The sequence below is a fragment of the Mesorhizobium sp. WSM3866 genome, assembly GCF_002294795.1.
In the GTDB taxonomy this organism is placed as follows: Bacteria; Pseudomonadota; Alphaproteobacteria; order Rhizobiales; family Rhizobiaceae; genus Mesorhizobium.
Map to the genome: position 1 here is coordinate 486,513 of NZ_NSGC01000001.1, position 23,139 is coordinate 509,651.

Here is a 23,139-nt window from a genome sequence, read left to right on the forward strand (position 1 = left end):
GCCGGGCATGGCCCAGTTCCTCGCCCGCAACCTTACGATCAAGAATGTCCTGCTCGCCGGCATTCTCTTGATGCTGGCCGGCGACTTCATGTTCGCGCTGAACGACGCGATGGGCAAATGGCTGGTCGCTTCCTTCTCGGTTGGCCAAGTGGTGCTGGTCCGCTCCATCGGCGCCTTCTTGGTGCTCGGGCCGATGATCGCCAACCAGGGCGCGGGCAAGCTGTTTCAGGTGGAAAGGCCGGTGCTGCAGGTCCTGCGCGTCGCGGCGACCACGCTTGACACCGGGCTGTTCTATACCGCGGTCGTCTATCTGCCGCTCGCCGACGTGATGAGCTTTTACATGGCCGGACCGATCTATGTCGCCGCGCTCTCGCATCTCCTGCTCGGCGAGAAGGTCGGCTGGCGGCGCTGGCTGGCGATCCTGGTCGGCTTCTGCGGTGTGCTGATCATCCTGAAGCCATCGTCGGCCGCGTTTTCGTTGTCATCGGCCTATGCGCTGATCGGCAGCATTGCCTTCGGCTTCGCCATCATTCTCGGCCGGCGTTTGCGCGGAACGAGTGACACGACGCTGGTCACCTGGCAGACCATCGGCACGTTGATTGTCGGCGGCGCGCTGGCGATCGGCGCCTGGCGCACGCCGTCGGCGCTCGATTTCGGCGCCATGCTTTTGCTCGGCATCGTCTCCTGCGCCGCCCATCTGATGATCACCCGGGCGCTGAAATTGGCGCCGGCGTCAACGCTTGCGCCGCTGCATTACAGCCTGCTGCTGTGGGCCATTGTCTTCGGCCTGGTCTTCTTCGGCGATGTGCCGAGCCCGCGGATACTCGCCGGCTCGGCCATCGTTGTGCTCGCCGGCATCTTCATCTTCCATCGCCAGAAGGTGGTCGAGACCGTCGTGCCGCCGGAAAACGTGCCGAAAGGCGTCAACTAGGGTCCAGGCCTGCGCTCACCCCTCTCGCACAGCAGCGAGGTGGCGTGAGAACTCGGGCGTCTCCATCAGCGCCTTGCAGCGGGCGAAGCGTCCGTCCGCATAGGCGCGGAAATCGTCGACCGGGTTGTTGTTGGCGAGCTGGATCAGCCCCCACAGCGTCCAGAGCAGGTCGCACATGGCCTTGTAAATGACGACGCGGCCGCGCTCGGCCGGCCTTGCTTCGCCGCCGAAATAGGCGCGCATCAGCTCTTCGTCCTGGCCGGCGTCGAACCTGCCTTCGACCGAGAGGTCGCCGAGATCCCACAACGGATCGTTCATGCCGGAGTACTCCCAGTCGACGATCCACATCCGCTCCCCGGTATCGAGAAAGTTTTCGCAGAGCGGATCGCAGTGGCAGGCAGCAAGCTGGATCGGGTGCGCGACCAATGCTTCGCGCACGCTGCCCGCCTCGCGCACCACGTCGTGATAGCCGGGCGGCAGGGCCACATCCTTGGTCGACAGCACTTTCAGATAGTCGTCGATCATCGCAAACAGCTCGAAGCGGAAGGGGAAGACCGCGCCGGACGCATGCAGCTTTCGGAAGGCTGCGCCCGCGCGCGCCGGACTTCCCTGCCTGGCCTTGAACTTTTCCGGCGACATGGTCTCGGCGTCGGCGACGAAGCGCGTTGCCATCAAGCCGGATGCGGGGTCGGCAAAAAGCACCTCCGGGCTGACGCCGGCCTTGGCCGCCTCGCGCGCCGCCACCGCCTCGTTGGCGCGGTTGATATATTCCTCCGTGCCCTTGCCGGGAATGCGCAGGCAGACCTCGCCGGCCTTGTAGACACGGTTGGTAAGGCCGCCCAGCCGCTCCAGCGGCCCCTTGTATCCGGCAAGCGCCGGAATGGCGGCCAGCGCCGCGCGCGCCTCTTCCATCGTCACCCCCTTAACCATCACGCCATGTTTATGGCGGAACGGTTCCACAGTTTTTGCCGCTTGGCTACCATGGCCGACACGAATCGGCGGTGGGAGCGGCAATGGCGGACGGCAAGCACAACAGCGCGCTAAGCGCGGCCTATGCCGCAACACGGCCGGATGAGGTGGCCGCAATCTACGATAGCTGGGCCGAAACTTACGACGCCGATATGTCGGCGGCCGGCTATCGCCATCCGACCATCTGCCTGGCCCTGCTGGCCCGCCATCTGCCGCGCGGCGCGGAACCTGTGCTCGACGCAGGCGCCGGCACCGGGCTGATCGGCGAATGGCTCGCAATCACCGGCTATCCTCGTGTCGAGGCGCTCGACATCTCGCAAGGCATGCTGGACAAGGCCGGCGCCAAGGGCGTCTACACGACGCTGCATCGTCTGGCGCTGGGCGGCGCCCTGCCTTTCGCGGACGGCGCCTATGCCGGCATCGTTTCGGCCGGCGTCTTCACCTCCGGCCATGTCGGCGTCGAGGGGCTGGACGAACTGATCCGCATCTGCCGTCCAGGCGGCATCATCGTGCTGACGATCAAGAACACGCTCTGGCAGGCCGGCTTTGCCGAGCGGATCGCCGTGCTCGAAGCGGAGGACGTTATAACCCGGCTTGAAGAGACACGGCCTTACGCGTCGATGCCCGGCGAGGGCGATGCGGTGCCAAGCAGAGGCCTCGTGCTGCGCGTCGGCTGACCGCTTTCCTCGCTTAAGCCTTTATCTTCTCTCCGGCCGGATCGTACATCGGCTCGAGATGGATCTTTGCCGGCGTGCGCTCCATCGCCACCACCAGTTCATAGGCGCCGGAGGCGAGGAAGTCGTCGCTGACGCCATCGGCGTTGCGCACATAGCCATAGCCGATGTTCTTCTCCACCGTATAGCCATAGCCGCCGCTGGTGAGATAGCCGACCGGTTGGCCGTTACGCAGGATCGTCTCGCGTCCGGCCAGGACGACGTCCGGATCGTCGACCGTGAAGCCGGCAAAGCGTTTTGTCAGCGGCTGGCCGGCCGCTTTCTCCAGCGCCCGCCGCCCGATGAAGCCGTTGTTCTTCCTGAGCTTCACAGCCCAGCCGAGGCCCGCTTCCTGCGGCGTGTCATTCGGCGTGATGTCCGCCCCCCAGGCGCGATAGCCCTTTTCCAGCCGCAGCGATTCCAGCGCCCTGTAGCCGACCGGGCGGATGCCATGCTGTTTCCCGGCTGCCATCAGGGCATCAAAAATCTCGCCCGTCGCGGCGATCGGCACATGCAACTCCCAGCCGAGCTCGCCGACATAGGTCACCCGCAGCGCCCGCACGGTGTGGCCGGCGATGTCGATCTCGCGCGCGTGGCCGAAGGGGAAGGCGGCGTTAGAGACATCCGCACCCGTTACCGCCGACAGCACGTTGCGGGCGCGCGGCCCCATCAGCGACAGCGTGCCGAAATCCTCGGTCACGTCTTGCAGCGCCGCGTCGAGTCCCTGGCCGAGATGGTCGCCGATCCACGAAAAATCATGCGTGCGGAAACCGGTGCCGGTGACGATGTAGAACCTGTCCTCGCCGAGCCGTGCCACCGTGAGGTCTGCTTCGATGCCGCCGCGCGTGTTTAGAAGCTGCGTATAGGTCAGCCGGCCGACCGGCTTGTTGATGTCGTTGGCGCAGATCCGGTCGAGCGCCCTCAGCGCATCGGCCCCGGTCATCTCATATTTGGCAAAGGAGGATTGGTCGAAGATGCCGACTTTCTCGCGCACATGCCGATGTTCCTCGCCGACCGCCTCGAACCAGTTCTGCCGGCCCATTGAATAGACGTCTTCCGGCTCTACGCCGTCGGGCGCGAACCAGTTCGGCCGCTCCCAGCCGAGCTTCGAGCCGAACACGGCGCGGTGCTCTCTCAGCCGCTCATAGAGCGGCGAGACGATGCGCGGCCGGCCCGAGAGATATTCCTCATGCGGGAAGCCGATGGTGTAGTGCTTGCCATAGGCCTCGAGCGTGCGGTCGCAGACCCATTGCCGGTCGCGGTGCAGGTTGGAAAAACGCCTGATGTCGACCACCCAGAGGTCGAGCGGCGCCTCGCCGTCGACCACCCATTGCGCCAGCACCCAGCCGGCGCCGCCGCCGGACGCGATGCCGAAGGCGTTGAAGCCGGCGCCGACGAACATGTTGGCGCATTCGGGCGCGACACCAAGGATGAAATTGCCGTCCGGGGTAAAGCTCTCCGGCCCGTTGATCATTTGCTTCACGCCGACATTGGCCAGCGCCGGCATCCGCTCGATCGCCTGCGCCATATGCTGCTCGAAGTGGTCGTAATCATCATCGAACAGGCGGAACTCCCAGTCGTTGGGCACGTCGCCCCCGGGGAGCTCAGTCGTCCAGGCCTGCGGGTTCGGCTCATAGCCGCCCATCACCAGCCCGCCGACCTCTTCCTTGAAATAGGTGCGGCGGTCGGGGTCGCGGATTGTCGGCGCGTCGTTGGCCAGCCCTTCGATCTTCTCGGTGATGATGTACTGGTGCTTGACCGGCTGCAGCGGCACGTTGATGCCGGCCATCGCGCCGACCTGCCTTGCCCATTGCCCAGCGCAGTTCACCACTCTGTCGCAGGCAATGTCGCCCTTTTCGGTCTTCACCGCGGTGATGCGTCCGCCCGTCATCTCGAATCCGGTGACGCGCGCGTCCTCGAACAGTTTTGCGCCATGCATGCGCGCGCCCTTGGCGAGCGATTGCGTGATATCGGAGGGGCTGGCCTGACCGTCGGTCGGCAGCCAGGAGGCGCCGACGAGGTCGCCGGTTTCCATCAGCGGCCACATGCGCTTCACCTCGGCGGGCGACAGCAGGTGCATGTCCATGCCGAAGCTTTTTGCCGTCGTCGCCAATCGCTTGAACTCGGTCCAGCGATCGGCGTTGGTGGCGAGCCTGAGGCACCCGGTCATTTTCCAGCCGGTCGCCAGTCCCGTTTCGGCCTCGAGCCCCTTATAGAGCTCGACGGAATATTTGAGCACGCGGGTTATCGAGGCCGACGAGCGCAGCTGCCCGACCAGTCCGGCCGCGTGCCAGGTCGAGCCCGAGGTCAGCTTGCCTTGCTCCAGCAGCACCACGTCGGCCTTGTGGTCGCGCGCCAAATGATAGGCGGTCGAGCAGCCGATGATGCCGCCGCCGATGACCACGATCCCGGCATGGCTGGGCAAAGTCATGATCTTGTCCCGTATCTCGTCCGGTAGTTTTCCAGTGCAGCGTCGAGCCGCACCAGGTTTTCTTCGGTATAGGCGACGTAGTCGATGCCGGGCGCGTCGAGATAAAGCTCGGAGACCATGCTCCACATTGCCTCGCGCAGCAGCGAGGCGCATTGCATGGCCGCGTGCGAGCGGCGGATCTCGCTGTCCGGCTCCTTCATGAAATAGGCGGTCAGGAAGGCGAAGGATTCCTCGTCGCTCATGCCCGCATTCGAGGCGGCGCCGGCCAGATCGAACATGGCCGTGTTGAAGCCGGCATATTCGAAATCGATCAGCCACAGCCGCTTGCCGTCGTCGAGGATGTTGGCCGGCAAAAGATCATTGTGGCCGAAGACGATCGGCAAAAGCTTCTGCGCCCGTTCGAGCTCGTCGGCTAAAGCGAGATAGCGCGGCAGCTCGTCCTTCTTGCGGCTGCCACCTTCCTCGAGCGTGCGCGCATAGTCGCGGATGACATGAAAGACCCAGAACATGAAACCGGCGCCGGAGACGTGGTTCGGCATCTCGCGGTGAAAGCGCCGCAGCAGCGCCGCCACGCGGCCGAGATCGGCGCGCACATCCTCGGCAAGGAAGGTCCTGGCGCCGAGAAACTGGGTCACCAGAATTCCGGGCTCGGCGTAGTGCACGGCCGGCGCGAAGCCGGCCGCATGCGCCGCGCGCGCCGTCATCACCTCGCGCTCGCGAAAGACATGGTGGAACGGGAAGTCCTGGCCGAAGCGCACCACGTGCCGGCCGGCGGCGTCGGTAACGACATAGTTGGCGTTGCTGAGGCCGCCCGGCAGCGGCTCGATCTCGATGCCGCCGCTCCAGCAGGGCAGAGCGCGGATGCGGTCTTCGGTGGTTACGGCGGCGCTCACGGGTTCGGTCCTGCTTCGGCCGGCTTACGACAAAGCGCCGGTCTCTCACAAAGCGATGAGAGAAAAAAGAAAGGCCTCGTCGGTGCGGGATGCCGGGACTGATATCCCTCACCACACCGACGAGCCCCTTGGCCAGGCTTAGGATCCCGGCATCCGCCCCCGCGGATTCGAAAAAAGCTCGCGTCAGGCACGTTCCAGAAAATCTGGTCAGTCGATTGCGGCTCTGCCATCACCCTCCTGTGGCAGTTCCGAGCCTGTCACGACAACAATCTCACGCCAGCGTGATGTTGCTGTCAATAAAAAGCTGTGACCTTTTTTGGGTGTTTTGCCCGAAAATATGAGCAATTCCTTTAAAAGCGTTAGGAATGCCGTAGAATCGGTCAAAATCCCGGACATCCACATGATCCACTCGAAACGGCACGGCGAGATCCTGCGGCTCCTCGGTGAGGAGGGCACGATCACCATCGCCAGCCTGGCCGAGCGCCTGGGCGTGTCGCTGGAGACGGTCAGGCGCGACGTGAAACCGCTGACGGATGACGGAGCATTGCTCAAGATGCATGGCGCCGTCAGCCTGCGCTCTATGACAGGCGAGGCGCCGTTCGAGCGCCGCATGCGCGAGAATGCCGAAGCAAAGCGTCTGATTGCCCGCATGGTCGCGGCCACCATCCGCGACGGCGAGTCGATCATGCTCGACACCGGCACCACCACGTCCTTCCTGGCGCGCGAACTGCTCGGCCATCGCCGCCTGACGGTGGTCACCAATTCGTCCGACATCGCCCGTACGCTGGCGACGGTGAACGGCAACAAGGTCTATATGGCCGGCGGCGAGCTGCGCAGCGATTCAGGCGCGGCCCTCGGAGTCGCGGCGATCGAATTCGTAAGCCGCTTCTCGGTCAGCCACGCGGTGATCTCCATCGGCGCGGTCGACGCCGTCGCCGGCCTGACCGACTACGAGCTGGAGGAGGCGGAATTCGCCCGCATGGTGTTGTCGCGCGGGCAACGCACGCTGGTCGTCACCGACCATACCAAGTTCGGCCGGCAGGGCCTGGTTCAGGTCTGCGGCTTCGACGGTTTCTCCGAGCTTGCCACCGACCAGCCGCCGCCGCGCGACATCGCCGCCGCGCTCAGCCAGGCCGGCGCGCGTCTCAGCATTGCGACGGCCTAGCGCCGGATGCGCCAACGGCTTTCCTTCCCGGCCGCGCCGGTGTTTAGTCGGGTCATGGCCTTCACCATCCGCCAGCTCCAGTTCTTCGTCGCCGTCGCCGAGCAAGGCACGGTCTCGGGCGCCGCGCAGAACCTCTCCATCTCGCAATCCTCGGTCACCGAGGCGATCAAGGAGCTGGAGAGCGATCTCGGCGTCGAGCTGTTCGACCGCCACCCGCGCGGCCTCAACATCACCCATAAGGGGCACCAGTTCCTGCGCCACGCGACGAAAATCCTGGCCGACGTTTCCGATGCGCGCCGCGCTTTCCTCGGCGATCAACTCACCGCGGGCGGGCGGCTGCAGCTCGGCGTCACCTCGCTTGTTGCCGGCTACGTGCTCTCCGATCTGCTGGCTCGCTATCGCCGCGCCTATCCGAGCGTCGAAGTCTCGGCGATCGAGGACAATGGCGACTATCTCGAGCACCTGCTGGTCGGCGGCAAGCTCGACATCGCCGTCATGGTCACGTCGAATTTGCGCGATCGCACCGCGCTGCAGTCGGAAATCCTCGAAGTCTCGGCCTATCGGCTCTGGCTGCCGCTCAGCCACAAGCTCGCCAGCGCCGACATTATCTCGATCGGCGACATCGCTTCCGAACCGCTGATCATGCTGACCGTCGACGAGATCGAGGAGAACACCGGCAAGCTGCTGTCGGCGCTCGGTGCGAGACCGCATGTCGCCTTCCGCACCCGCTCCGTCGAGGCCGTGCGCAGCCTCGTCGCCACCGGCGCCGGCGTGGCGCTGCTGCCAGATCTCGTCTATCGTCCCTGGTCGCTGGAAGGCGACCGCATCGAATCCCGCGATATCTCCGGCTCGCTTCCGGTCGTCCAGGTCGGCATGGTTTGGCGCCGCGGTTCCAGCCTGCCGCAGGCCGCCCGTGACTTCATCGGACTTGCCCAGTCGCAGCGCATGGTCCGGCAGCGGCTCTGATCAGAGCAATTCCAGCAACGTGTGGACGGTTGGGCTCGGCGACTTCGCCGCAACCTTCCGTCCGGAATGGCGTCGGAAAGAGTATCGGAAAATCCGATATCGGCTTTCTGATAAATGAATTTGCGAAACCGGAATTTTCACAGCACTTTTCGCTCAGGGAACAAAGCCGCTCGGGAGCGCGGCTGCCGGGGTGATGGGAACTCTGGCGTTCAGGTTTGCGTGTGATCCTTGTTGAAAACCGGATCGGTTTCGGGGTCATGCGCCAAAATGGGAGATCGATGATGAATGCATTCCTGAAGTCATGCACGGCGTTGACGGTTGCGCTGACCTTCTCGGGTCAGGCGATCGCTCAGGTCAAGGAAGTCGGCAAGGGCGAGGGCGAGCTGAATATCGTCGCCTGGCCGGGCTATATCGAGCGTGGCGAGACCGACAAGAACTACGACTGGGTGACCGCCTTCGAGAAGGAGACCGGCTGCAAGGTCAACGTCAAGACCGCCAATACGTCGGACGAGATGGTCTCGCTGATGAACGAGGGCGGCTTCGACCTGGTGACGGCTTCTGGTGATGCTTCGCTGCGCCTCGTCGCCGGCAAGCGCGTGCAGCCGATCAACACCGACCTCATCAAGAGCTGGAAGACGGTCGACGACCGTCTCAAGGACGCGCCCTGGTTCACCGTCGACAAGGTGCATTACGGTGTCCCCTACCAGTGGGGCCCGAACATCCTGATGTACAACACCACCGTCTTCAAGGAAGCGCCCAAGAGCTGGAACGTCGTTTTCGAGGAGATGAAGCTGCCCGACGGCAAGTCGAACAAGGGTCGTGTCCAGGCCTATGACGGCCCGATCCATATTGCCGATGCCGCCAACTACCTGATGTTCCACAAGCTGGAACTGGGCATCAAGGATCCGTACGAGCTCAGCGAAGACCAGTACAAGGCGGCGCTCGATCTGCTGCGCACCCAGCGCACCCTGGTCGGCCGCTACTGGCATGACGCCGCGATTCAGGTCGACGATTTCCAGAACGAAGGCGTCGTCGCCTCCGGCTCGTGGCCGTATCAGGTGAACACGCTGGTCGCCGCCAAGAAGCCGGTCGCCTCGACCGTGCCGGAGGAGGGCGTCACCGGCTGGGCCGACACCACCATGATGGAAGCCGACGCCGCCCATCCGAACTGCGCCTATATGTGGCTCGAGCACTCGCTCTCGCCCAAGGTCCAGGGCGATGTGTCGTCCTGGTTCGGCTCGCTGCCGGTCGTGCCCGCCGCCTGCAAGGGCAATGAACTGCTCGGCGACGAGGGCTGCAAGACCAACGGTTACGACAATTTCGAAAAGATCAAGTTCTGGAAGACGCCGATATCGAAATGCGCCAGCCAGAATGACAAATGCGTGCCCTATTACCGCTGGGTGTCGGACTATATCGGCGTCATCGGCGGGCGGTGAGTTCGCCTAGCTTTTAGAAGTTGGCGCTGCCTCTCACCCTTACCCTCTCCCCGTGAAGAACGGGGAGAGGGGGTCGCCAGCGCTGGAGTTTGTCCCTTCTCCCCGTCTTTCACGCGGAGAAGGTGCCGGCAGGCGGACGAGGGGCAGCACAGACGCCCGAATTTGAGAGCCTGAACCTTCAGGACAGATCATGACCTCCGCCGTTTCCTTTAAACAAGTCTCGCGCCATTTCGGCAGCGTGCGCGCCGTCGATGCGGTCGATCTCGACATCGCGCCGGGCGAGTTCTTCGCCATGCTCGGGCCGTCCGGCTCCGGCAAGACGACCTGCCTCAGGCTGATCGCCGGCTTCGAGCAGCCGACGGCCGGCTCGATCTCCATCTTCGGCGAGCGGGCCGAAGGCGTTCCGCCCTATCGCCGCAACGTCAACACCGTTTTCCAGGACTACGCGCTGTTCCCGCATCTGAACGTGCTCGACAACGTCGCTTACGGGCTGATGGTCAAGGGCGTCGGCAGGGTCGAACGGCTGAAGGCGGCGGAAGAGGCGCTCTCGCTGGTGCGCCTGCCGGGCTATGGGGCCCGGCGCCCCGGCCAACTCTCCGGCGGCCAACGCCAGCGCGTCGCGCTTGCCCGGGCGCTCGTCAACCAGCCCAAAGTGCTGCTGCTCGACGAGCCGCTCGGCGCGCTTGACCTCAAGCTGCGCGAGAACATGCAGGAGGAACTGAAGTCGCTGCAGAAGGTGCTCGGCATCACCTTCGTCTTCGTCACTCACGACCAGGGCGAAGCGCTTTCCATGGCCGACCGTGTTGCCGTCTTCAACGACGGCAGAATCATGCAGGTCGGCACGCCGGAGGACATTTACCAGCGGCCGAGGACGCGCTTCGTCGCCGATTTCGTCGGCTCGTCCAACGTGCTGCCGCCGGATTTCGTGCAGCGCTATTCCGGCCAGCATCGCTGGGGCAGCCTCAGGCCTGAATCCATCCGCGTATCGGGCGCCACGAGCGGCGATGGCGTTGCCGCGCGTCTGGTCGGGACCAACTATCTCGGCGCCACCACAAGGCTGGCGCTCGATGCCGATGGGCTGAGGCTGCATGCCATGGTGCCGGCGGGGACCGCGCTCCCTGCCGAAGGCGAGGCGGTGATGCTCACCTTCAACCGCGAGCACCTGCATCTGATGGACGAGTCGGCATGATTGCGGTTTGTGCAAAGCACCCTCCTCTGTCCTGCCGGACATCTCCCGCGCAAGGGGGGAGATTGGCTGTCGCCACTCGCTTCGCCAATCTTCGGCGTTGCAGAACTGGCGGGGCAGACGAGCTGCTGACCTCCCTCCTCGCGGGGGAGATGGCCGGGTCAGAGCTGGGTGTGAAGGATCTCGGCCTTGCCGCCGTTGATCTGATCGTCGGTGCGGCTCGATGACAATCGCCGCTCTTCAATCCAAGCCTGTGCCCGCCATCCTGCCCGGCAACGGCGGCATGCGCGGGGCGCTCTCCGACCTCTTATGGCGCCGGCCGATACTTCTCTTGCTGCTCATGCTGCTGCCGCCGCTTCTGTGGCTGGGCATCGTCTATATAGGCTCGCTTTTCGCGCTGCTTTTGCAGAGCTTTTTCTCGATCGACGAGTTCTCCGGCCTGATCAACCGCGAGTTCACGCTGAAGACCTATGGCGACCTGTTCCAGGCCGCCAATCTCGACATCATCCTGCGCACGGTGACGATGGCGGCGCTCGTGACGCTCGCCTCCGCGGTCATCGCGTTCCCCATCGCCTATTACGCGGCGCGCTATGCGCGCGGCCGCTGGAAGGCGCTGTTCTATCTCGGCGTCATGCTGCCGCTCTGGTCGAGCTATCTGGTCAAGATCTACGCCTGGAAGCTGATCCTCGCCAAGGAAGGCATTCTCACCTGGCTGTTAGGCAAGCTCGGCCTGCTGTGGCTGCTCGATGCCTGGCTGTCGTTGCCGATCGTCGGCGGCAACTCGCTGTCGGTCTCCTTCACCGGGACCTTCATCGTCTTCGTCTATGTCTGGCTGCCGTTCATGATCCTGCCTGTGCAGGCGGCGCTGGAACGCGTTCCCGGCAACCTCGTCGAGGCCTCGTCCGATCTCGGCGCCTCGCCCGGCCAAACCTTCCGCAACGTGCTCTTCCCGCTGGCGCTGCCGGGCATCGTCGCTGGCTCGATCTTCACCTTCTCGCTGACATTGGGCGACTACATCATCCCGCAGATCATCGGCACCTCGCGCCTGTTCATCGGCCAGGCCGTCTATTCGCAGCAAGGCACCGCCGGCAACATTCCTTTAGCCGCCGCCTTCACCGTGGTGCCCATCGTCATCATGGGCTTCTATCTGTGGGGCGCCAAGCGCATGGGAGCTTTCGATGCGCTCTGATCGCGGCCAATCCGCTCCGCTCGGGCTGAAGATCGCCGCCGCCTGCGGCCTGCTCTTCCTGCACCTGCCGATCCTTTTGATCTTCGTCTATGCCTTCACCACCGAAGAGAAGAGTTTTGTGTGGCCGCCGCCCGGCTTGACCACGCAATGGTTCGCCGTCACCTGGAACAGGCCGGATGTCTGGGAGGCGCTGTCGCTGTCGATCCGCGTCGCCGCCATTTCGACCGCAATCGCACTGGTTCTTGGCACGCTCTGCGCCGCTGCGGTTTCGCGGACGCGCTTCTTCGGCCGCGAGGCGATTTCATTGCTCGTCATCCTGCCGATCGCGCTGCCCGGCATCATCACCGGCATCGCGCTGCGCTCGGCTTTTGCGCTCGCCGACATCCCGTTCTCGTTCTGGACGATCGTGCTCGGCCACGCCACTTTCTGCGTGGTCGTCGTCTACAACAATGCCGTCGCCCGTTTTCGCCGCACCTCAGGCTCGATGATCGAGGCCTCGATGGATCTCGGCGCCGACGGTTTTCAGACGTTTAGGCATATCGTGCTGCCCAACATCGCAACCGCGCTGCTTGCCGGCGGCATGTTGGCCTTCGCGCTGTCCTTCGACGAGGTCATCGTCACCACCTTCACCGCCGGCCAGCAGCAGACCGTGCCGATCTGGATGCTGGAGGAGCTGATCCGACCGCGGCAGCGTCCGGTCACCAATGTCGTAGCCATGGTTGTCGTGCTGGTGACGCTGCTGCCGATCCTCTTTGCCTATTACCTGACCCGCGACGGCGACCAGATCGCCGGCTCGGGCAAATGAAAACAGCGAATAGGGATTAGCCAATAGCGAATAGGGAAAATCGATCGCGAACCCTGCCCGCCATTCGCAACTCGCTGCACGCATACTCGCTACTGCGAAGGGAGAAACCCCCATGGACACCCAGATGCTGATCGGCTCGAAATTCGACAAGGGCACCGAAATCGAGGAGCCGATCCTCAATCCGAAGACCGGCGCGACCATCCTCAACCTGCCGGAAGCAAGTCCGGCGCAGATCGAGGCGGCTGTCAGTGCCGCCGAACAAGCGTTCGTCAATTGGTCGCGCACCACGCCGGCGCAGCGCTCCGGCTATCTGCTGAAGATCGCCGATCGCATCGAGGCCGAAGCGAATGAGTTCGCCGCGCTCGAGGCGCTGAATTGCGGCAAGCCGATCAACGCCGTGCTCAATGACGAGATCCCGGCGATCGTCGATTGCTACCGCTTCTTCGCCGGCGCGGTGCGCTCGATGCCAGGCCAGGTCGCGGGCGAGTATCTGCCCGGCCACACCTCGATGGTGCGGCGCGATCCGATCGGCATTGTCGCCTCCATCGCGCCCTGGAACTATCCGCTGATGATGATGGCCTGGAAGCTGGCGCCGGCGATCGGCGGCGGCAACACCGTCGTCTTCAAGCCATCGGAGCAGACGCCGCTGACGGCGCTGAAGCTGGCGAGGATCCTGTCGGAGATCCTGCCCGAGGGCGTCGTCAATGTCGTCCTCGGCCGCGGCGACAGCGTCGGCAACACGCTGATCAATCATCCCAAGGTCAACATGATCTCGATCACCGGCGACGTCGCCACCGGGAAGAAAGTGCTGCAGGCGGCCGCCAAGTCGGTTAAGCGCACGCATCTCGAGCTCGGCGGCAAGGCGCCGGTCGTCGTATTCGACGATGCCGATCTCGGCGCAGTCGTCAACGGCCTGCGCGCCTTCGGCTACTACAATGCCGGCCAGGACTGCACCGCCGCCTGCCGCATCTATGCCGGCAAGAAGATCTACGACAAGCTCGTCGCCGACCTCTCCTCGGCGGCGTCGACCATCAAATACAATCTGCCCGACGACACCGAGAACGAGATCGGGCCGCTGATCTCGCGCCGCCAGCGCGACCGCGTGTCGAGCTTCGTCGAGCGCGCTTCGGAATTGAAGCACATCGAGATCACCACCGGCGGCAAGCCGGGCGAGGGCTCCGGCTTCTACTACCAGCCGACGGTCGTCGCCGGAGCGTTGCAGGAAGACGAGATCGTGCGCCGCGAGGTGTTCGGCCCGGTCGTCTCGGTCACCCGCTTCTCGGAGGTCGACGAGGCGGTGAACTGGGCGAATAACAGTGACTACGGCCTGGCATCGTCGGTGTGGACCAGGGACGTCTCGCGCGCCATGACGACCGCGGCCCGGCTGCAATATGGCTGCACCTGGATCAACACCCACTTCATGCTCACCAACGAGATGCCGCATGGCGGCCTGAAGCAGTCCGGTTACGGCAAGGACATGTCGCTCTACGCGCTGGAGGACTACACCGCCGTCCGCCATGTGATGGTGGCGCACGGGTAAGTCCTCTACCTCTCCCACTTGTGGCAGAGGTCGGCCACGCAGGCCGCTACTCGACGATGCGGTAGATGTTCCACAGGCTGGTGCCCGACACGACATAGGGCTCCAGCTCCTTGCCCCATTTGGCGTGCGCGTCGATCTTAGCGATCTTGGCGAAGAACTCCTCCAACTGGGCCAGGCTCTCGACCTGGTGGTGGGTCTCGATCGTCGCTTCGCGTGCGCCGACTGAACCGGTCATGAGCTGGAATTTCAGGTCGGCGAGCCCGACCTGCGAGCCGATCTCGCGCTCCCATTTCCGCATCAGCTCGAGCGCGGTCTGCTTGTGACCGAACTTGGCGTCGATCTGCCATCTGGCGCTGAACATCTTGGTTCTCCTCCCTGTTTTGCAGATGAATCCGTTCTTGAGCTACTCGTCCCAGGCCTGCACGACCGTCTGCCGCGCGATGCGGCCGTTCTTCAATTCGAGCATCGCGGCGCAGAACACCTTGGTGCCGTCGGGATAGGCGCAGGCCTGGGTGAAGGCGAGATTGTCGCCCTCGGCGATCGTGGCGTCGACCTTGTGGGTCATCGCCCGGCTGCAGATGTCGTCCCAGAAGGTGCTGATCGCCGCGCGGCCGCGGATTTCGCGCGGCTTGCTCGGCGGGTTGTTGCGGTCGATCACCCGCACCAGCGCATCGTCATTGTAGAAGCTCGCCAGCATCTTGCCGTCACGGGCCTCGATCGCTTTCTTGATCGCCGCGCCGTCCACTGTCTTGGTCAGCATTTTATCCTCCATGTGCCCATCGTCTTGGGCGGTAGATGTGCGAAGCGCTCCCCGACGATTACTGCCGGGGCGGGAATTTCTCGTTGCGAATTGGCCGTGGCGGCCGCGAACAGGTCGTCGGTCTGCTTCTTGAAGGTGACGAGTCCACCCGGCGCTTGGCCTGCATGGGAAGAATTCATAGTCCTAGAGACCCCCCTTTCGCTTCGCCCGAAAGCGCCATGGCACTCATGGCCCGTCCGGGCCAGTGTGCCTTGCCGAGAAGGCCGCCGCAGCAGCGCGCGACGGCAGGTCCAGCTTGAGCAATATGTTGGCGACGTGCCGCTTGACCGTATGCTCGCTGAGCCTCAGCTCGGCGGCGATCGCCGCATTGCTCATGCCGTCGGCAATCAGGTTCACCACCTCGCTTTCCCGCGCCGTCAGTGTTGCTGGCTGCAGGGCCCTGGGCCTGGAGCGGCAGGCCGGTTCCAGATGTTGTTCAGACGTGGCCTGGACCACCGGCAGCGGCTCGCTCAGCTCGGCGAGACTGACACGTCCGGCGTCGATGAAACGCAGGCCGGAGCCTATCGCCAGTTCGGCGACCAGCTGCGAAGCGAGGATGTCGCCGCGCCCGGCGTGGGTGGCGAGCTGCATGGTCACCCGCGCCGTGAGGCCGACCGGCTGGCCCCGCATTTCGATCTCGCCGACATGCACGCCTTGCCCGCTTGCCACGCCGATCTGCTGCGCCGCATCGCGCAGCGCCGCCGCGCAGCGTATGGCGCGCGCCGGCCCGTCGAAACGAGAGATCAGCAATTCGCCGTGCGTGCCGGCAATCCGCCCGCCGTGGCGGCCCACCAGCAGCCGCCATGCTTCCTGGAAGCGCTGGCTGCGCGCGCTCCACATGCGGTCGCCGAGCTTGGCGGTGTCGAAGATGCGCGTCACCAGCAGCGCGGCAAGCACCCGCTCGGTGTCGGCCACCGCCGGCTGGCCGGTCAGGCACTCCTCGATCAGGTCGGCCACCCGGTCGACGTCCCCGGTCCAGATCGGATGGTCGCGGCCGGGTATCTCAGCAAGCCGGGCGCCGCGAATCTTCCTGGCAAGGAAGCGGCTGGCCTCCGGATCGACGCGCGCGTCATTGCGGCGATGGATCAGCAGCGTCGGCGCGTTGATCGCGGACAGAATGCCGCGCACGTCGATGTCTGCATTCATGCGGGCAAGGGCTGCCGCGGCCGTCGGGCCGGCCGACAGCCGTTCGAACCGTGCCCACCACCGGGCGAAATGCGTGTCATCCACCCGGCCTGGCGCGAAATTGGGCAAGGTCGCGCCGGTGCCCCAGCAAGTCTCGGCAATCTCGATGAAGGCTTCCAGGCGCTCCGGCGGCATTACCCATTTGTGGAAATGCGCATAACCGCCATAGAGCACGAGTGCCCGCGTCCGCTCCGGATAGGTGGCGGCAAACAGCATCGCCATCGGTGCGCCTTCCGAAGCGCCGAGGATCGCCGCGCGGCCGCTGCCGGCGGCGTCCATCACCGCGCGCACGTCATCCATGCGGGTCTCCAGGCCGGGCAAATGATGGTTGTCCACGCGGTCCGACAGCCCGGTGCCGCGTTTGTCGAACAGAATCAGCCGTGAAAAAGCCGAAAGCCGCTTCAGCAGGCGGCTGTAGCCCTCGTCTTCCCATTGGAGGTCGAGATTGGAGATGAAGCCGGGGACGAAGACGAGATCGAACGAGCCTTGGCCGACCACCTGATAGGCGATCCGCACATCCCCGCTACGGGCATATCTGGTCTCGATCGGCCTCACGCAACTACCCCGCCCGGCCAGACGATCTCCTGTCCTCAACCATAGCAGAGGCAGCCGGCTTACGGCAGCGAAACTTTAGAGAGCGGAAATACTAAGACCTTTGGCGCCGATGCGGCCCCGAGGCCCTACTTATGCGGAATGGCGCCCTCAGCCTCCGCAGGCTTGCTGTAACCGAGGCTCTTGTCGGCCTGCTCCGCCGTCAGCGGACGCTTGATCTTGGCGGAGGCGGCGATCACCAGCTCGTCGAAATCTTCCGGGTCGCCGTCCAGCAGCTCGAAGAACTGCCGCCGCATCCTGGGCTCCCAGAATTTGTTGATGTGCTCGGCAACGCCGGCAATGCCTTCCTCGCGCGGCTTCGAATGGAAGAAGGTGGCGATCTGATTGGCCATGCGCACCAGCTTTTCCTTGGTGCTGGCGATGTGGTCCTCGTCATGCGACATGCTTGGCAACTCCGAAAGCCACCCGTTCGGGGTGGGTGAAAATATCGAAATCGTCGCCGCGCACCAGCGCCACCAGCGTCATCCCGGCGGACTCGGCGGTGCGGATGGCAAGCGCGGTCGGCGCCGAAACCGCCATGATGACCGGGGCACCGATGGCGGCGGTTTTCTGCACCATCTCCACCGACACGCGCGAGGTGACCACGACGGCGCCGCTCGCGCCGTCGATGCCGGCTTTGGCCAGCGCGCCGGCGAGCTTGTCCAACGCATTGTGGCGGCCGACATCCTCGCGCGCCATCACGATACCTTTGCCGGGAACGTAGAAGCCGGCAGCATGCACCGCCCCGGTCTCGGTGTGCAGCGGCTGCTGCTTCGACAGCAGCTTGACCGAACGCGTGACGTCTTCGGCGTCGAGCGTAAGCTTCGACGAACCGACCGCGTCGACCGACCGCATCGCTTCCTCGATGGATTCGATGCCGCACAGGCCGCAGCCGACCGGCCCGGCAAGCCGGCGCCGTCGCGCCTGGAAGCGCGTGTTGGCCCGGTCCTTCAGCTTGATCTGGATGTCGATGCCGGCGCCGAGATCCTCGACTTCGATCGCCTCGATCTCTGCCGGGTCGGCAACGATGCCTTCGGTGAGCGAGAAGCCGAGCGCGAAATCCTCGAAATCGGCCGGGCTCGCCATCATCACCGCATGGGTGGTGCCGGCATAGGAGAACGCGACCGGCGTCTCCTCCGGCACCATGCGGTTCGCAGCCGCCGTGCCGCCGGCACGACGCGCCAGCCGCGAGATTTGCGTCGTGGCTTTGCGGCGCGCGGACAAGACTACTCCGCCGCTTCCAGCGGGGCGATGCGGCGGCTCTGCTTGGCCTGCTCGTTATAGTCCCTCTGCCACTCGGTCGGGCCGTTGGATGGCGCCACCTGCACGGCGGTGACCTTGTATTCCGGACAATTGGTCGCCCAGTCCGAGAAGTCGGTCGTGATCACATTGGCTTGCGTGTCCGGGTGGTGGAAGGTCGTGTAGACGACCCCGGGCGACACGCGGTCGGTGATCAGCGCGCGCAGGGTGGTCTCGCCCGAACGGCTCGCCAGCCGCACCCAGTCGCCCTCGCGGATGCCGCGGTTCTCGGCGTCGTGCGGATGGATCTCCAGCCGATCTTCGGCATGCCAGGCGACGTTTTCGGTACGCCTGGTCTGCGCGCCGACATTGTACTGCGACAGGATACGCCCGGTGGTGAGCAGCAGCGGGTAGCGCGGGCCGGTCCGCTCGTCCGTCGCGACATATTCGGTGCGGATGAACTTGCCCTTGCCGCGCACGAAGCCGTCGACATGCATGATCGGCGTGCCGAGCGGTGCCTTCTCGTTGCAGGGCCACTGCACCGATCCGACACGGTCGAGCAGCTCGAAGGAGACGCCGGCGAAGCTCGGCGTCGTCTTGGCGATCTCGTCCATGATCTCAGACGGGTGCGTGTAGTTCCAGTCCAGCCCAATGGCGCGGGCGAGCTCCTGCGTCGCCTCCCAGTCGGCGTAGCGGGCCTTCGGCTCCAGCACCTTGCGCACCATGTTGATGCGGCGCTCGGCATTGGTGAAGGTGCCGTCCTTCTCCAGGAAGGTCGAGCCCGGCAGGAAGACATGCGCGTAGTTTGCCGTCTCATTGAGGAAGAGGTCGTGCACGACGACGCACTCCATCGCGGCCAGCCCTGCGGCGACATGCTTGGTATCGGGGTCGGACTGCAGGATGTCCTCGCCCTGGATGTAGATGCCCTTGAATGAGCCGTCGACGGCGGCATCCAGCATGTTGGGGATGCGCAGGCCGGGCTCCTCGTCCAGCTTCACGCCCCACAGGCTCTCATAGATGTCGCGCACGGCTTCGCCGGAGATATGGCGATAGCCCGGCAGCTCATGCGGGAAGGAACCCATGTCGCAGGAGCCCTGGACATTGTTCTGGCCGCGCAGCGGGTTCACGCCGACGCCCGGACGGCCGATATTGCCGGTGGCCATGGCGAGGTTGGCGATCGCCATCACCGTAGTCGAGCCTTGGCTGTGCTCGGTGACGCCGAGGCCGTAATAGATCGCGCCGTTGCCGCCCTTGGCGTAAAGGCGCGCGGCACCCCGGATCGCTTCAGGATCGACGCCGGACAGCTTGCCGACCGTCTCGGGGCTGTTTTCCGGCAGGGCGACGAAGGACGCCCAGTCCTGGAACTCGGCCCAGTCGCAGCGCTCGCGGATAAAGGCTTCGTCGAACAGGCCCTCGGTGACGATGACGTGGGCCAGTGCCGTCAGCACCGCGACGTTGGTGCCGGGCTTCAGCGGCAGGTGGTAGTCGGCCTCGACATGCGCCGACTTCACCATCTCGGTGCGGCGCGGGTCGAGCACGATCAGCTTGGCGCCCTCACGCAGCCGCTTCTTCAGCCGCGAGGCGAACACCGGATGCGCCGTAGCGGGATTGGCACCGATGATGACGGCAACGTCGGTGTATTCGACCGAGTCGAAGTCCTGCGTGCCGGCCGAGGTGCCGTAGGTCTGGCCGAGGCCGTAGCCGGTCGGCGAATGGCAGACGCGCGCGCAGGTGTCGACATTGTTGTTGCGGAAGCCCTGCCGCACCAGCTTCTGGACGAGATAGGTCTCCTCGTTCGTGCAGCGCGAGGAGGTGATGCCGCCGATCGAGCCGCGTCCGTACTGGTACTGGATGCGGCGGAATTCCTTTGCCGTATGGGCGATCGCCTCTTCCCAGCTCACCTCGCGCCACGGATCGGTGATCCTCTCCCGGATCATCGGCGACAGGATCCGATCCTTGTGGGTGGCATAGCCATAGGCAAAACGGCCTTTGACGCAGGAATGGCCGTGGTTCGCCTTGCCGTCCTTGTAGGGCATCATGCGGATGACTTCGTCACCCTTCACTTCCGCCTTGAACGAGCAGCCGACGCCGCAATAGGCGCAGGTCGTGACGGCCGAGCGCTCCGGCATGCCCTTCTCGAGCACGGTCTTCTCGCGCAATGCGTCGGTCGGGCAGGCCTGCACGCAGGCGCCGCAGGACACGCATTCGGAAGCGATGAAATCCTCATGCATGCCGGCGACCATGCGGGACTCGAAGCCGCGGCCCTCGATGGTCAGCGCGAAGGTGCCCTGCACCTCTTCGCAGGCGCGCACGCAGCGTGAGCAGACGATGCACTGCGCCGGATCATAGGTGAAGTAGGGGTTGGACTCATCGCGGGCGATGTAGTCGACCGCCAGCGAGCCATGGCCGGGCGCCACGCCGCCTTCTTCCTTGACGTGGTTGCGGCCTTCGACGCCGTAGCGGTTCTCGGTCAGACCGACCGACTCCGCAACCGCGTCGAACTCGCTGGCGCCGGTTCCGGCCTTCTCGTTCCAGCCGGTCGGATGGTCGGAGACGTAGAGTTCCATGACGCCACGGCGGATGGCATCGAGCCGCTCGGACTGCGTGCGCACCACCATGCCCTCGCCGACCGGCGTCGTGCAGGATGCGGGCGTGCCGCCGCGGCCGTCGATCTCGACCAGGCAGACGCGGCACGAGCCGAAAGAGTCCAGCATGTCGGTGGCGCAGAGCTTCGGGATCTCGACCCCGCCTTCCATCGCCGCGCGCATGATCGAGGTGCCTTCCGGCACGGTGATGCTTTGCCCGTCGACGGTCAGCGTCACCTGCTTCGCCGCTCTCGACTCCGGCGTTCCGTAGTCGATCTCTTCGATGAGTGTCGGGAAGTCGGCTTTGATGTTCATCTGCCAGCTCCTATTCGGCAGCCACGCGCGTCGGCGCCGGCTTGAAATCCTCGGGGAAATGCGTGATCGAGCTCATCACCGGGTAGGGCGTGAAGCCGCCCAGGGCGCAGAGCGATCCGAACTTCATCGTGTTGCAGAGGTCGGTGACCAGAGCGAGGTTCTTCTCCGCCTCGATGCCCGCGGCGACCTTGTCCAGAACCTCCATGCCGCGCGTCGAGCCGATGCGGCAGGGCGTGCACTTGCCGCAGCTTTCGATGGCGCAGAACTCCATGGCAAAGCGCGCCTGCTTCATCATGTCGGCGCTGTCGTCGAACACGGTTATGCCGGCATGCCCGATCAGCCCGTCCTTGGCAGCAAAAGCCTCGTAATCGAACGGCGTGTCGAAAAGCGCGCGTGGGAAATAGGCGCCGAGCGGGCCGCCGACCTGCACCGCCTTCACCGGCCGCCCCGAAGCCGTGCCGCCGCCGATCTCGTCGACGATTTCGCCCAGCGTCAGGCCGAAGGCCGTCTCGAACAGGCCGCCATGCTTGACGTTGCCGGCGATCTGGATCGGGATCGTGCCGCGCGAGCGGCCCATGCCGAAATCCTTGTAGTAGGCGGCGCCCTTGTCCATGATGATCGGCACGGAGGCCAGGCTGATCACGTTGTTGATCACCGTCGGCTTGCCGAACAACCCTTGGATCGCCGGCAGCGGCGGCTTGGCGCGCACCACGCCGCGCTTGCCTTCCAAGCTGTTGAGCAACGAGGTTTCCTCGCCGCAGACATAGGCGCCGGCGCCGACGCGGATTTCCATGTCGAAGGCGTTGGGCGAGCCCAGCACATTGACGCCGAGCACGCCCGCCTTGCGGGCGATCGCGACCGCCTTGTTCATCGTCGCCACCGCATGCGGATATTCCGAGCGGATATAGACGAAGCCCTTGGTCGCGCCGGTGGCGATGCCGGCGATCGCCATCCCTTCGATCAGCACGAAGGGATCGCCCTCCATGATCATGCGGTCGGCAAAGGTGGCGCTGTCGCCCTCGTCGGCGTTGCAGACGATATACTTGCGTTCGGAATTCGTATCGAGAACCGTCTTCCACTTGATGCCGGTCGGGAAGCCGGCGCCGCCGCGGCCGCGCAGGCCGGACTCGGTCACCTGTTTCACGATGTCGGCCGGCGCCATGGCGACCGCGTTCTGCAGGCCTCTCAGACCGCCATGCGACTTATAGCTGTCGAGCGACAGCGGGTCGATCACGCCACAGCGCGCGAAGGTCAGCCGCGTCTGCTTGGCGAGGAAGGGGATCTTGTCTGGCGCACCCAGCCAGCGCTTGTGATGGCCACCCTTGAGGAAACCGCTGTCGAACAGGCTTTTCACGTCAGACGGCTTGACCGGCCCGTAGGCGACGCGGCCCTCGGCGGTCGCAACCTCGACCATCGGCTCCAGGAAATAGGCGCCGCGCGAGCCGTTGCGCACGATCTTGGCCTCGACGCCGCGCTCCTTGAGCTCCTTCTCGATCGCCCTGGCGACCTTTTCGGCGCCGAGCGCCAGAGCACCGGAATCGGCAGGGATGTAGATGCGCGGGATCATGAACGCACCTCCGCGACGATCTCTTCGATCTTCTCGTCGTCGAGCCGGCCGATCACTTCGCCGTCGAGCATCGCCGACGGCGAGCAGGCGCAAAGCCCGAGGCAATAGACCGGCTCCAGTGTAACCGATCCGTCGCGCGCGGTCTCGTGAAAATCGATCCCGAGCAGTTGCTTGACCTTGGTCGCGACGGCTTCCGAACCCATCGACTGGCAGGCTTCCGCCTGGCAGAGCTTCAGCACATGCCGGCCGGCCGGCTTGGCGCGGAAATCGTGATAGAAGGTGACGACGCCATGCACCTCCGCTCGCGAGAGGTTCAGCCCGTCGGCGATGACCGGAAGCGCCGCCTGCGGCACATGGCCGAATTCTTCCTGGATGCCGTGGAGAATCGGCAGCAACGGACCTTCGAGGTCCTTCAACTCCTCGATGATCGCCGCTATGCGCGACGCGATCTCGGTACTTGCAGGCTGCATCGGCATGCAGCGCCCTCCCTGGCCGTAGCGCCAACACATATGTCACCCCAAAATATAGAGCGGTTTTGGGGCAACGACATGCACAGGGCGCGATATCGCTAAGTCCTTATGAAATCAGAGGAAACCTCCGAGATCAATAAAGCAGTCTCGTCGCTTGATAGAAA

General features: G+C 64.7%; 21 protein-coding genes. 9 read left to right on the top strand and 12 right to left on the bottom strand.

Features of this window, described 5'->3' with window-relative positions:
* The first annotated feature begins 7 nt into the window (after positions 1-7).
* Positions 8-931: a DMT family transporter gene (locus CK222_RS02310; RefSeq protein ID WP_095799260.1), complete on the top strand. Its 924-nt coding sequence runs from the start codon at positions 8-10 to the stop codon at positions 929-931.
* A 15-nt stretch (positions 932-946) separates the two neighbouring features.
* Here the strand turns inward: CK222_RS02310 and CK222_RS02315 are convergent, their stop codons facing one another.
* Positions 947-1,849, bottom strand: coding sequence for a phosphotransferase family protein (locus CK222_RS02315; RefSeq protein ID WP_095799473.1), 903 nt, complete (start codon positions 1,847-1,849; stop codon positions 947-949).
* Between the two features lie 95 nt (positions 1,850-1,944).
* Between CK222_RS02315 and CK222_RS02320 the strand changes: the two genes are divergently transcribed.
* Positions 1,945-2,577, top strand: a complete 633-nt coding sequence (locus CK222_RS02320; protein WP_095799261.1) for a class I SAM-dependent methyltransferase — start codon at positions 1,945-1,947, stop codon at positions 2,575-2,577.
* 13 nt (positions 2,578-2,590) lie between these two features.
* Here the strand turns inward: CK222_RS02320 and CK222_RS02325 are convergent, their stop codons facing one another.
* From CK222_RS02325 to CK222_RS31470, 3 genes are all read right to left on the bottom strand, one after another.
* Entirely contained in the window at positions 2,591-5,044 is a 2,454-nt protein-coding gene (locus CK222_RS02325) for an FAD-dependent oxidoreductase (protein WP_095799262.1), read from the bottom strand.
* Complete coding sequence (locus CK222_RS02330; RefSeq protein WP_095799263.1) at positions 5,041-5,937, bottom strand: phosphotransferase family protein; 897 nt, start codon at positions 5,935-5,937, stop codon at positions 5,041-5,043. The genes CK222_RS02325 and CK222_RS02330 overlap by 4 nt, the downstream gene beginning before the upstream one ends.
* A gap of 207 nt (positions 5,938-6,144) precedes the next feature.
* Positions 6,145-6,333: a hypothetical protein gene (locus tag CK222_RS31470; RefSeq protein WP_127214944.1), complete on the bottom strand. Its 189-nt coding sequence runs from the start codon at positions 6,331-6,333 to the stop codon at positions 6,145-6,147.
* 4 nt (positions 6,334-6,337) lie between these two features.
* Here CK222_RS31470 and CK222_RS02335 point away from each other — a divergent pair, with 4 nt between their 5' ends.
* The 7 genes from CK222_RS02335 (at position 6,338) to CK222_RS02370 (ending at position 14,224) form a co-directional block, all read left to right on the top strand.
* Positions 6,338-7,102 (top strand): DeoR/GlpR family DNA-binding transcription regulator, encoded by a 765-nt coding sequence (locus CK222_RS02335; protein WP_095799264.1) that lies wholly within the window; start codon positions 6,338-6,340, stop codon positions 7,100-7,102.
* Between the two features lie 54 nt (positions 7,103-7,156).
* Positions 7,157-8,068 carry a LysR substrate-binding domain-containing protein gene (locus CK222_RS02340; RefSeq protein ID WP_067003593.1) on the top strand — a complete coding sequence of 304 codons (912 nt, stop codon included), beginning with the start codon at positions 7,157-7,159 and terminating at the stop codon, positions 8,066-8,068.
* A 281-nt stretch (positions 8,069-8,349) separates the two neighbouring features.
* Entirely contained in the window at positions 8,350-9,504 is a 1,155-nt protein-coding gene (locus tag CK222_RS02345) for an ABC transporter substrate-binding protein (RefSeq protein WP_095799474.1), read from the top strand.
* A 190-nt stretch (positions 9,505-9,694) separates the two neighbouring features.
* Positions 9,695-10,693 carry an ABC transporter ATP-binding protein gene (locus CK222_RS02350; RefSeq protein ID WP_067003595.1) on the top strand — a complete coding sequence of 333 codons (999 nt, stop codon included), beginning with the start codon at positions 9,695-9,697 and terminating at the stop codon, positions 10,691-10,693.
* A gap of 280 nt (positions 10,694-10,973) precedes the next feature.
* Entirely contained in the window at positions 10,974-11,879 is a 906-nt protein-coding gene (locus tag CK222_RS02360) for an ABC transporter permease (protein WP_176477564.1), read from the top strand.
* Positions 11,869-12,684 carry an ABC transporter permease gene (locus CK222_RS02365; protein WP_067324365.1) on the top strand — a complete coding sequence of 272 codons (816 nt, stop codon included), beginning with the start codon at positions 11,869-11,871 and terminating at the stop codon, positions 12,682-12,684. The genes CK222_RS02360 and CK222_RS02365 overlap by 11 nt, the downstream gene beginning before the upstream one ends.
* A gap of 112 nt (positions 12,685-12,796) precedes the next feature.
* Positions 12,797-14,224 carry a gamma-aminobutyraldehyde dehydrogenase gene (locus CK222_RS02370; RefSeq protein WP_095799266.1) on the top strand — a complete coding sequence of 476 codons (1,428 nt, stop codon included), beginning with the start codon at positions 12,797-12,799 and terminating at the stop codon, positions 14,222-14,224.
* Positions 14,225-14,270: 46 nt separating this feature from the next.
* On the opposite strand, the gene CK222_RS02375 is transcribed toward CK222_RS02370, so the two are convergent.
* The 8 genes from CK222_RS02375 to CK222_RS02410 form a co-directional block, all read right to left on the bottom strand.
* Positions 14,271-14,585 (bottom strand): hypothetical protein, encoded by a 315-nt coding sequence (locus CK222_RS02375; protein WP_095777575.1) that lies wholly within the window; start codon positions 14,583-14,585, stop codon positions 14,271-14,273.
* Positions 14,586-14,627: 42 nt separating this feature from the next.
* Positions 14,628-14,984 carry a nuclear transport factor 2 family protein gene (locus CK222_RS02380; RefSeq protein ID WP_095777614.1) on the bottom strand — a complete coding sequence of 119 codons (357 nt, stop codon included), beginning with the start codon at positions 14,982-14,984 and terminating at the stop codon, positions 14,628-14,630.
* 225 nt (positions 14,985-15,209) lie between these two features.
* Complete coding sequence (locus tag CK222_RS02385) at positions 15,210-16,763, bottom strand: alpha/beta fold hydrolase (protein ID WP_095799267.1); 1,554 nt, start codon at positions 16,761-16,763, stop codon at positions 15,210-15,212.
* Between the two features lie 125 nt (positions 16,764-16,888).
* Positions 16,889-17,203, bottom strand: a complete 315-nt coding sequence (locus tag CK222_RS02390) for a formate dehydrogenase subunit delta (protein ID WP_067003609.1) — start codon at positions 17,201-17,203, stop codon at positions 16,889-16,891.
* Positions 17,193-18,023 (bottom strand): formate dehydrogenase accessory sulfurtransferase FdhD, encoded by an 831-nt coding sequence (fdhD, locus tag CK222_RS02395; protein ID WP_095799268.1) that lies wholly within the window; start codon positions 18,021-18,023, stop codon positions 17,193-17,195. Before fdhD ends, CK222_RS02390 begins: the two co-directional genes overlap by 11 nt.
* 2 nt (positions 18,024-18,025) lie before the next feature.
* A complete protein-coding gene (fdhF, locus tag CK222_RS02400) occupies positions 18,026-20,938 on the bottom strand; it encodes a formate dehydrogenase subunit alpha (RefSeq protein ID WP_095799269.1) in 2,913 nt (970 codons plus the stop codon).
* A 10-nt stretch (positions 20,939-20,948) separates the two neighbouring features.
* A complete protein-coding gene (locus tag CK222_RS02405) occupies positions 20,949-22,505 on the bottom strand; it encodes an NADH-quinone oxidoreductase subunit NuoF (RefSeq protein ID WP_095799270.1) in 1,557 nt (518 codons plus the stop codon).
* A complete protein-coding gene (locus CK222_RS02410; RefSeq protein WP_067003616.1) occupies positions 22,502-22,981 on the bottom strand; it encodes a formate dehydrogenase subunit gamma in 480 nt (159 codons plus the stop codon). Before CK222_RS02410 ends, CK222_RS02405 begins: the two co-directional genes overlap by 4 nt.
* Between the last annotated feature and the right edge of the window lie 158 nt (positions 22,982-23,139).